Source organism: Rhodococcus sp. P3_B8, from assembly GCF_056402775.1.
The window spans coordinates 1-10,040 of the sequence record NZ_JBFUGT010000245.1; the positions used below are offsets into that span (position 1 = coordinate 1).

The window sequence follows — 10,040 nt, forward strand, 5'->3', positions numbered from 1 at the left end:
GGTCGTGGGTGCGTCGCTCATGTCACCCCGGATCCGATGGTCCACCATGATCTGGGGTGGTGGCGGAGGTGGTGCTGCCGCGGCGATTACCAACGCGGCAGTCGCCATCGCTGCAGGGCAAGCGCGGTGCGTGGTTGTGTATCGTGCCATGGCACAAAAGGATTCCGGCCGACTCGGATACGCCAAGCATCACTTCGACGGCCATATGCTCCCGCACGGGGTCGGATCGCCGGCGCAAGCCTGCGCGCTGCGCACCCGACGGATGCTCGAACACGACGGTGTTCCGGAATCTGCGATGAAATCCCTGGTTCTCGCGGACTACTTCCACGCGCAGCGCAATCCGCACGCCGCGGCATTCGGCCGACCGCTCGACGAAGCCGACTACGCAGCATCGCGGATGATCGTCGAGCCCTACCGGCTGTACGACTGCTCACGGGAGAACGACGGAGCTGTGGCGCTCATTCTGGTCGCCGCCGRCCGCGCCGAGAAACTCTCTTCCAGTCCGGCTTACGTGCTCGCGGGCAGTCAGGGCGCGGTCGGCGGATACGCTGTCGACAGCGAGAACGATCTCGACTACACCTCGGCCGGATTCTCCGGAGCCGCCGGAGTTGCCGAAACCTTGTGGGCGGATGCCGACCTCGGTCCCGACCAGGTCGACGTCGTCCAGGTATACGAGAACTTCAGCGGCTCGGGTGTGGCTGCACTGATCGATCACGGTCTGTGCCCGCGCGGTGCCGATGCCGGCAAGGTCATGACCCTCGAGAATCTGACCGCCCCGCACGGGCTGCTCCCGGTGAATACCAGTGGTGGAAACCTCGCGGATTCGTTCGTCAACGGTATGGGTCTGGCAGTCGAGGCCGTGCGCCAGGTGCGTGGAACCTCCACCAACCAGGTTCCCGATGCGCAGGTCTCGCTCTTCATCGGCGGGCCCATGGCCGCATTGTCGAGCTCGGTCCTTCTCTGCACGCGCGACGTGCTGTGAGCTGAAAGGAAGCATGACATGAGCACCCACACAGACACCGACACCGAAGGCGTCTCGATCGCCGAACGAATCGTCGGGGCTTGGGAACTGGTCGAGTACTCGACGACCTCCGACAGCGGAAAAGTCGACTACCCACTCGGTCCCGAGGCCCGCGGATTGATCATCTACTCGGCGGACGGGTTCATGTCGGCACAAATCATGCGCCCCGGCCGAGCCCCGTACCGCTCGCGCAACGTCCACAGTGGCGAGAACAGCGAACGAAGCGAGGCTGCCGGGGGATACCTTGCGTATTCGGGCCCCTACCACGTCGACGAAGACCGCTCCGCCGTATGGCACGAGATGGCGGTATCGCTGTACCCGAACTGGCTCGGTGAGAACCAGAAGCGGCATGTGCGCTTCGACGGCGACCGCATGACCCTGTCCTCGGATCCACTGGTGTTCCGCACCACCACCCTGTCACCGGCACTGGTGTGGCGACGAACCGCACCCCGTGCGGGACGGACCACGTCGTGAACGGGGCTCAGCTCACCGTGGCCGTGGACCTGTCGACGCCGGACGCGCCGGTCGACAGCACCATCGTGGTGCGGAGCCTGGATGACCCCCACACAGTGCGAATTACAGCCCCGAACCTTCGAGAGGCGCAGAAGAAGCGCGCATACATTCGGGCCGCGGGCGACACATCCGGTGGCCGGGTCGACGTACTGCTCGACGTCGTCGTCCATATCGCGCCGGACGCTCGCACCGCGCGCTCCGAAGCCGGCACAGGACAGAGGCGCCCGTCGGAAACTGGCATGACGGACGGCGACACCGTCGTCTACGTCGGAACGCCGAGCGGCCTGGCAAGTCTGATTCTCGACATCCGCGCAGCCGACATTGCCGACGGCGTCACTGTCGTTCCTGCTGTCACGGAGGGGAACGTCAGGGATGCATGTGTGCAATTACTGCTGGATGAAGTGCTGCCCATCCTCGAAGCCCGCCGACCGGTCCAGGAATCGGCGGTGCGACAAGATGTCCACTAGTTCCCACCACACCACCACGAACGGGGGAGAAACCCATGCGAATCGTGGTTGACGAGATTTTCGGTAAGTCACAGTTCCGGCTCGAAGACGCCGACGAGTTCGGCTCCCTCCACATCGAGCCGGCTGACCCGAAGTGCAGAATCTGGGCAGACCGACTCTCGGCCCTCGGCCGACCATCCGGCGCACAGCAGGTCTTCGTCAAACCAGACACGATCCGCGCCCTTGCGGGTGAGCAGGCATTGGACCCGTCGTGGTCGACACGATTTGAAGCAATGATCGAGTTCGCGGATTGTCGCGGATGGCTCAGTCCTGCAGGCGAGATCAGAGTGCACATCGCACTGAGAGTATGAGAGGACCACACGTGTCGACACGATCGGACAACAGCACACAATCGGCTGTGAACACGCGGGCGCTTCGCGACGTTCTGGGACATTTCTGTTCCGGCGTGACGGTGGTGACGGCGATGGTGGGCGACGAACCGGCCGGGTTCACCTGTCAGTCGTTTTCGGCATTGTCGCTGGATCCGCCCCAGGTCTTGCTGTGCCCGAGCCGGCGTTCGACGAGTTGGCCGGCGATCCGTACCGTCGGGACCTTCTGTATCAACGTTCTCTCCTCGGGTCAACGCGATCTCAGCGACCGTTTCGCGAAATCGGGTGGACCCAAATTCGCCGGAGTGCAGTGGCGCCCGGCCGAGCGCGGCGCGCCGATTCTCGAGGGGGTGGCAGCCTGGTTCGAGGTGGCGCTCGCTGCGGAGCACGACGGTGGAGATCACCTCATCGCCGTTGCCGGCATGCTCGATTTCGGGTCCGATCCGGTGACGGAGCCGCTGGTTTTCCATCGGAGCCGATACGGCGGGGTTGTGGAGCTGAGTCTCGGATCGATCGAAAGTGGGAGTTGATGGGGAGACCGGCAAAGCCTCTGATCAGCCGGAGTGCGACCATCGCGGCAAGCATCGAGATCATCGACACCGAAGGCATGGATGCGTTCAGTCTGCCGCGCGTGGCCAAACAGCTGAACGTACGGACCTCCTCGCTGTACCACCATTTCGCTGATCGTCGTGAGCTCATGACCGAGGTGGCGAAGGAGCTGATGACCGGGGCGACAATGCCCGAGCATTCATCGGGCACGGACTGGGTGGAGTGGTTCGTCGAACTCAGCCTCAATTACCGCGACGCGATCCTGCGTCATCCCAATGCCGCTCTCGTGTTGGTGCAGTTCCTTCCTCGGGATGTCCTGACCCRAACGTATGAACGGTGTGCGCGCATCCTCGAGGACGGGGGCGTCCCGGCGCGACTCCACGTGGTGATACTGGACGGTCTGGAGAAGCTTGCTCTCGCAACCACTCTGAGCGATATCATGCGCGATCCGGTCGGTAGCACAGAGGTCTTCCCGAAGGTCGATGAGCGTAGACACCCGACCCTCGCCCGCGCGCTGGAGGCCAACCAGTGGTCGTCGCGTGAACTTTTCGTGGTCACGATCCGCGGATTCCTTGCCGGGGTGATGGGTCTAGCCACGACGCCGGTAAGTGACGAAAGCCTGCGTGAACTGCTCGAATCATGAACGTGGACTAGCTGCGTCTCAATTCCCCTCGGTGCTCGAGGGATTCGATGCACCGGTAACTACCTCAACTCGACTAACGGAGAGAATTATCGTGAGTTTGGAACTATATGTGGATGGCAAGTGGACTGCCGCCACAAGCACGGAGCAAATCGACGTCGTCAACCCGACCACCGAAGAGCGCATCGGGAGCGTCCCCGCCGGAGCTGCCGAGGATGTCGATATGGCGGTCGCTGCCGCACGACGGGCCTTGGGCCAGTGGTCGCAGACCGCCCCGCACACGCGGGCCGAGTTCGTGTCGCGTCTGGCCGACGAACTGGAGCGGCGACAGGACGACATCACCGACATCGTCGTCGCCGAGGTCGGCACGCCACGCAGGGTCGCTCGGTGGGCCCAGGTCGGACTGGGCATCGTCGATCTGCGGGAGGCAGTGACCGCGGCGAAGGACTTCCCGTGGGAAGAACCGCTCCGCAACTCCCTTATCGTGCGTGAGCCGGTCGGCGTGATCGGATGTATCACGCCCTGGAACTACCCGTTGCACCAGATCACCGCCAAGATCGGCGCCGCGCTCGTGGCCGGGTGCACGGTGGTCGTCAAGGCCAGCGAGGTTGCTCCGTTCACCGCCCACGCTCTGGCGCAGGCGGTCGAAGCGGTCGGGATCCCGGCCGGAGTTTTCAATATGGTGCACGGGTACGGTCCGATTGTGGGTGAGGCCATCGCCGTTCACCCGGATATCGACATGGTCAGCTTCACCGGATCGAACTCGGTCGGTAAGCGGGTGCTGGAACTGGCCGCCGGGACCGTGAAGCGGGTCTCGGTCGAGCTGGGCGGCAAGAGCGCCGCGGTGCTGCTCGATGACCTCGATGTCGAGGAGTTCGCGAAGGCCGTGCCGCACACCGTGCGTGCCTGCTACATGAACGGCGGGCAGTCCTGCAACGCGCAGACTCGCATGCTCGTACCGCGCTCGCGCCTGTCCGAGGCAGAGAAGCTCGCCGCCAAAGCGGTGGCGGCATATGCCCCGGGCGATCCCACGAGCGGCGACACGAAGCTTGGACCCATGGTGACCGCAGCTCAGCGCGAGCGGGTGCTCGGCTACATTCGTGCCGGCGTCAAGGAGGGCGCGAAGCTCGTCGCCGGCTCGGTCGACGCACCTGCCCGTACCGGATTCTTCGTCCAACCCACAGTGTTTTCCGAGGTGGACCCGGACAGCACGATCGCCCAGGAGGAAATCTTCGGTCCGGTGCTGTCGATCATCGCGTACGACACGACCGAGCACGCGATCGACATCGCGAACGGAACGATTTTCGGTATTGCCGGCGCCGTGTGGTCCGCCGACCCCGAGCGCGCGAAGTCGGTGGCGCGCAGACTGCGTGCAACGCAGATCGAGGTCAACGGTGGAAAGTTCAATGGGGCTGCACCGTTCGGCGGATTCAAGCAGTCCGGTCACGGGCGTGAGGGCGGGGCGTTCGGCCTGGAGGAGTTTGTCGAAATCAAGAGTCTGCAGCTTTAACGACGTTCTTGTGGGCCCGCAGCGGTCCCCGAAGGAGTGAGCACGATGGTCTACACCGATCTGCCGTACGACGAGGCGACGAAAGCGGGCTTTGCCCGGGCGATGTTCGATCACCTCGACAACGGCACCACCGATATGGCACCGGAAATCCTCGAGGTCGATCCGCGCGTATACACCGATCCGGAGCTGGCGGCGCGGGAGCGCAGAGAACTGTTCGGGTACGTGCCGATCATCGCGGCACACAGTACCGAACTGCCCGGAAACAACGACTTTGCGACTGTCCAGCTGCCGAACAACGAAGTTGTTCTCGTTCGGCAGGCGGACGGGAGGGTGCGTGGCTTCGTGAACACCTGCCGGCATCGAGGAGCGCAGCTCGTTCCCGAGGAGAAGGGTTCGAAGCGCATCTTTTCGTGCCGCTACCACGGGTGGGCGTATGGCAGCGATGGCAGGCTGCGGTCGATCGCGGACGAGCCGACTTTCGGGACGGTCGATCGTAGTTGCATGAGTTTGCTGGAGGTTCCGGTCGAGGAACGGCACGGTTTCGTCTGGGTCATCGACTCCGCCGCGGGTGATCGCAAGATCGACATCGCGGAGTGGCTCGGCCGCGAGTTCGACGAGTCCCTCGCCGCCATGGACATGGACAAGTACCACTGCCATATCGCCCAGAACTTCGATGTGGACATCAACTGGAAGGTGTTGATGGACGCCTTCCTCGATGGCTACCACATCACCTCGACACACGCCGGAACCGTTGCCCCGTACTTCTACAACAACGCGCAGGCGTGGGAGCCGATGGGCAGGCACGGACGAATGGTCACCGCTCGCAAGAGCATCGACTCGGTGCGCGATGTGGCACCCGAGGATGCCCCCATCGATCGGCATATCACCGTGGCGCACTTTCTGATGCCCAATATGTCGGTGCTCCGTCAACCGGATCATCTGGAGGTGCTCAACTTCGTCCCCGCCCCGGGCACAGCCGTCGGGACTCGGATGCAGATGCGTTTGCTCACTCGGGAGCCGGTGGTAACGGACGAGCAGAAGGCGCGGTGGGACAAGAACTGGAAAATTCTCATGGCCGTGCTACGCGACGAGGACCTCGTGGTCAACGAGGGCGTACAGAAGTCCGTCGCGAATACAGATGTCGGACCCCTCTATTTCGGACGCAACGAGATTGCCAATCAGCACTTCCACCAATGGATGGGGCGCGCGTTCGCAGATCCGCGCAGGTGGGGCTGAGCTCCATCGCACCCATGGTGTGAACACGCGCCATCCGTGCAGTCACAAATACCGAACCCCGATACAACGACCCGAAGGAACCCCAACATGTCGCAGATTTCTGTCCCGGGGAAGGAAAGAGCCGTCTCGGGTGCCCGATCCGTGGTCCTCACCTGCTTGGCCATCACCATCCTCGACGGTGTCGACCTCATCATGTTCGGCGCGGTCCTGCCGACGTTGCTCGAACTGGAACAGTGGGGGATCACCACTGCATCGGCGGGGTTGATCGGCAGCCTGTCCCTGTTCGGAATGATGGCCGGAGCAATGCTTGCCGGCTACATCACAGATCGCATCGGGCGACGACCCGTGGTACTTGCATGCATCGTCAGCTTCAGCGTGTTCACCGGGTTGTGCGCCATTGCGCCGAACCTGGAAATGTTCGGCCTGTTCAGGCTGCTGGCAGGGCTCGGCTTCGGCGGAGCACTCCCCACCTTGATCGCGCTCACCCAGGAATACGTCAAGGTCGACCGGCGACAGTTCTACAACGGTGTGATCCAGACCGGCTTTCCCATCGGCGGGTGCGTCGTCGCGATTGCCGCCATTTTCATGATCCCTGCGTTCGGCTGGAAATCGATGTTCGCAGTGGGCGGCCTTCTGGGTGTCGTGTTGTTTGTCATCGCGTACCGAAACCTGCCCGAATCGATTGCCTTCCTCGCAAGCAAGGGTCGGCACGACGAGGCCCGGGAACTGGCACAGCACTATTCCATCGATGCCGGCGCCGAATCCGGTATGGCACTGGATAAGTCGACGAGTGGGAGTACCGGCTCGTCGTCGGGACTGAGGCTCCTGTTCGCCCCCGGCTACAGGATTGCGACGGTCATGTTCCCGCTCATCACCTTCTTCGGTCTTCTCGTCTCGTACGGCATGAACACCTGGATTCCTCAGATGCTGAGGTCCTCCGGCTATGATCTCGGGTCTGCATTGACATTCCTGCTCGCCTTCAACATCGGCAGCGGATTCGGCATGGTGGTCATCACCGGTCTTGCGGATCGGCTGGGATCACGTCCCGTCATTTCCGTGAGCTTCGTCTTCGGGGCGCTCGCAGTGTCCGCCCTGACTCTGCAGCCGGCACAGGCGCTCGTGTTCGGACTGGTTCTCCTGATCGGCTTCTGTGCCTCGTCGACGACGGGCGTCTATGGATTCGTCGGAGTCTTCTACCCGGCGGCCGCGCGTGGCACGGCACTCGGGCTGGCAGTGGGTCTCGGCCGGCTCGGCGGTGTCTGCGGTCCCGTACTCACCGGAATGATCATGAGCTCTGCACTCGGAGCCGACTGGGCCTTCTACGCCTTTGCGTTCGCCGGAGTGGCTGCCGCAGTGCTGGTGTCGTTGGTTCCGCGGAAGAACAAGACCGTGTCCGAGACTGACGTGTCTGTAGAGAAGGCCGCGGAGCCTGCCTGATCACCATGTGTCCGATGCGATCGAGCCGACGCGGGGGTTGAAAAACCTATGTGCATTAGTTAATGTGATGTGACGTCGACCACGTTCGTCGACGCGCTACCGAACTTCCCGTTCGCCGACGTGCGGAACGYATCGCGACCGCGCGGGAAGCGCAGAAAGGCTGACCGGCATGAGAATGAAGACAAGGCTGAGCTGTCCGTGTGGCGCCGCGATCACCGGCAGTGACGACGACGACCTGGTCGTGAAAACCCAGGAGCATTTGAGCGAGTCGCATCCGGGCATGGAGTACTCGCGCGACGAGATTCTGTTCATCGCGTATTAGCACCGCTGTACTCGCGACACAGAGCTGTTCGGTGCCACCTCTGTCATCCCGCTGTCCTATGACAGCTTCCATTCATCCGACACATTCCCGAACACAGGAGACTTCATGAAACTCGAAGGTAAGGTCGCGCTCATCACCGGTGCCGGTTCCGGGCTGGGACGCGAGGCATCGCAGTTGTTCGCCGCGGAGGGCGCGAAGGTCGCCGTGGTCGATATCGATCCGGAGCGCGCCAAGGGCACGGTCGAGCTGGTCGAAAAGCAGGGTGGTTCGGCGATCGCGGTCACCGCGGATGTGCGAGTCGAGCAGCAGGTGATCGAGGCCGTGGCGGCCACCATGGCCGCGTTCGGCAAGCTCGACATTGCATGGGCCAATGCAGGCGTCATCTCGCGTGGTGGTGTGCCGTCCGTCGCCGGTGGCGAGCAGGTCGAGTTCCAGGATCTGACGGACGCGGATTGGCAGGACGTCATCGGGGTCAACCTCTCTGGCGTGTTCTACACCGCGAAGGCTGCAGTGCCGGCGCTGCGGGCCAACGGTGGTGGTGTCATCCTTGCGACGTCGTCGGCGGCGTCGTTCGCGGCGTATCACAGCATCGCGGCGTACTCTGCGACGAAAGCCGGTGTGAACGGTATGGTTCGGGCCCTGAGTCTGGATCTCGGCAAGTATGGAATCCGCGTCAATGCGATCGCCCCGACACACGGAATGTCGCCGAACTTTCTCGCCCCTGCGGGTACGCCGGTCGTCGGTCAGTCCTATGAGGAAGTGGCGGGTCCGTGGGAGCCGAGCGTGTCGCCGATTCCGCTCAAGCTCAATCGTCCGCCGTCACTGAAGGACAATGCTCGGGCAGCGCTGTTCCTGGTCTCGGATGAGTCCGCATACATCTCGGGTGTCACGCTGCCGACGACCGATGGCGGCACGTTGTCTCGTGTGGCCATGATGTTCCCAGAAGACGGGAACAACCCTCCGCCGATGGTCACCGGCGAAGAGTAACGATCATGACTGCCCACGACACGAGAACGGAATACGGTACGCGCCGCCTGGTCGTGGATCGGTCGGTGTGCGCGGGACACGGCCTGTGTTACAGCCGATCCCCCGAGGTCGTCGACTGTGACGATTCCGGGTATCCGGTGATCCTTCAGGACGCACTCGCGCTCGACGAGCACATCGCGGCGGCCGAGGAGGCCGTCGCGGTGTGCCCGGAACGAGCGTTGACTCTCGGATAATCCTGTYGGAACGCATCTGCTACCAAGGCTGACGGCATGACCGACAGATCCTCGATATCTTCCGTGCCATCCGAACGGCGCGTCGATAGCTCACGAACAACGTGGACGCTCGACGCGCCGAGCGGCTTTCGAAGGGTGTTCTGCCTTGACAATTCACGACATCGCAACGGATCTGATGGTCGATTTCGACGTCTACGACCCGGCTCTTGCCGCGCCGGTCGACGTCTTCCAGGCGAAGGCCGCCGAACTCCGCGCCCGCGGTCCGATCCTCTATTCGCCGCACTACGGTGGGCACTGGATTGTCACGCGTTACGACGACATCTTCCGCATTCTGCGTGATGCCGAGACTTTCTCCAGCTATCCGAACAATCTTGTCGACGCCGGCCAGGGCAAGTTCATTCCCGTCGAGATCGATCCGCCTGAGCACACGCAGTACCGGCAGGCACTCCAGCCCTTGTTCGGTCCGGCGCGGATGAAGGAGCTCGAGCCGAAGATCCGCGAGATCATCAACGAACTGATCGACGGCTTCGCGTGCTCGGGCCGATGTGAATTCGTCGCCGAGTTCGCGCACGCGCTGCCGACCCGTGTCTTCCTCACCTTGATGGGCTGGCCACTCGACGACGCCGAACGCTTCACTGAATGGACGGACATTGCGCTCCAGGGAATTCCGGGCGCCGACGAGGAGGGGTCCGCTCGCGCTCGGGCGGAGGCGGCTACGAACGTGTTCGAGTATTTCGGTGCGTTCGTGGATAGGGTG

General features: G+C 63.1%; 12 protein-coding genes. All 12 read left to right on the forward strand.

Annotation, left to right across the window (positions count from 1 at the left end; translation table 11 throughout):
- Positions 1-982, forward strand: a 982-nt coding sequence (locus AC1D1G_RS35505) for a thiolase C-terminal domain-containing protein (protein WP_477955772.1), incomplete at its 5' end; no start/stop codon positions are given.
- A gap of 18 nt (positions 983-1,000) precedes the next feature.
- The gene (locus AC1D1G_RS35510; protein ID WP_283352094.1) at positions 1,001-1,495 is read left to right on the forward strand and encodes a lipocalin-like domain-containing protein; all 495 of its coding nucleotides are present in this window, start codon (positions 1,001-1,003) and stop codon (positions 1,493-1,495) included.
- Between the two features lie 17 nt (positions 1,496-1,512).
- Entirely contained in the window at positions 1,513-2,001 is a 489-nt protein-coding gene (locus AC1D1G_RS35515; RefSeq protein ID WP_283352095.1) for a hypothetical protein, read from the forward strand.
- Between the two features lie 361 nt (positions 2,002-2,362).
- On the forward strand, positions 2,363-2,899 hold the full coding sequence (locus AC1D1G_RS35520) for a flavin reductase family protein (protein WP_283352096.1): 537 nt from the start codon (positions 2,363-2,365) through the stop codon (positions 2,897-2,899).
- On the forward strand, positions 2,899-3,561 hold the full coding sequence (locus AC1D1G_RS35525) for a TetR/AcrR family transcriptional regulator (RefSeq protein WP_477955775.1): 663 nt from the start codon (positions 2,899-2,901) through the stop codon (positions 3,559-3,561). The genes AC1D1G_RS35520 and AC1D1G_RS35525 overlap by 1 nt, the downstream gene beginning before the upstream one ends.
- A 91-nt stretch (positions 3,562-3,652) precedes the next feature.
- Positions 3,653-5,068 (forward strand): aldehyde dehydrogenase family protein, encoded by a 1,416-nt coding sequence (locus AC1D1G_RS35530; RefSeq protein WP_477955776.1) that lies wholly within the window; start codon positions 3,653-3,655, stop codon positions 5,066-5,068.
- A 45-nt stretch (positions 5,069-5,113) separates the two neighbouring features.
- Positions 5,114-6,304, forward strand: coding sequence for an aromatic ring-hydroxylating oxygenase subunit alpha (locus AC1D1G_RS35535; RefSeq protein WP_283352098.1), 1,191 nt, complete (start codon positions 5,114-5,116; stop codon positions 6,302-6,304).
- A gap of 87 nt (positions 6,305-6,391) precedes the next feature.
- Positions 6,392-7,741 (forward strand): MFS transporter, encoded by a 1,350-nt coding sequence (locus AC1D1G_RS35540; RefSeq protein WP_283352099.1) that lies wholly within the window; start codon positions 6,392-6,394, stop codon positions 7,739-7,741.
- Between the two features lie 169 nt (positions 7,742-7,910).
- The gene (locus AC1D1G_RS35545; protein WP_411194608.1) at positions 7,911-8,063 is read left to right on the forward strand and encodes a DUF1059 domain-containing protein; all 153 of its coding nucleotides are present in this window, start codon (positions 7,911-7,913) and stop codon (positions 8,061-8,063) included.
- A gap of 105 nt (positions 8,064-8,168) precedes the next feature.
- On the forward strand, positions 8,169-9,050 hold the full coding sequence (locus AC1D1G_RS35550; RefSeq protein WP_283352100.1) for an SDR family NAD(P)-dependent oxidoreductase: 882 nt from the start codon (positions 8,169-8,171) through the stop codon (positions 9,048-9,050).
- A 5-nt stretch (positions 9,051-9,055) separates the two neighbouring features.
- Positions 9,056-9,283 (forward strand): ferredoxin, encoded by a 228-nt coding sequence (locus AC1D1G_RS35555; protein WP_283352101.1) that lies wholly within the window; start codon positions 9,056-9,058, stop codon positions 9,281-9,283.
- Positions 9,284-9,458: 175 nt separating this feature from the next.
- Positions 9,459-10,040, forward strand: a 582-nt coding sequence (locus AC1D1G_RS35560) for a cytochrome P450 family protein (protein WP_477955777.1), incomplete at its 3' end; no start/stop codon positions are given.

Bases quoted from the DNA above. Each gene is read 5' to 3' on its own strand.
- AC1D1G_RS35535 (WP_283352098.1), top strand. From the start codon at position 5,114: ATGGTCTACACCGATCTGCCGTACGACGAGGCGACGAAAGCGGGCTTT.
- AC1D1G_RS35550 (WP_283352100.1), top strand. From the start codon at position 8,169: ATGAAACTCGAAGGTAAGGTCGCGCTCATCACCGGTGCCGGTTCCGGG.
- AC1D1G_RS35545 (WP_411194608.1), top strand. From the start codon at position 7,911: ATGAGAATGAAGACAAGGCTGAGCTGTCCGTGTGGCGCCGCGATCACC.
- AC1D1G_RS35540 (WP_283352099.1), top strand. From the start codon at position 6,392: ATGTCGCAGATTTCTGTCCCGGGGAAGGAAAGAGCCGTCTCGGGTGCC.
- AC1D1G_RS35510 (WP_283352094.1), top strand. From the start codon at position 1,001: ATGAGCACCCACACAGACACCGACACCGAAGGCGTCTCGATCGCCGAA.
- AC1D1G_RS35555 (WP_283352101.1), top strand. From the start codon at position 9,056: ATGACTGCCCACGACACGAGAACGGAATACGGTACGCGCCGCCTGGTC.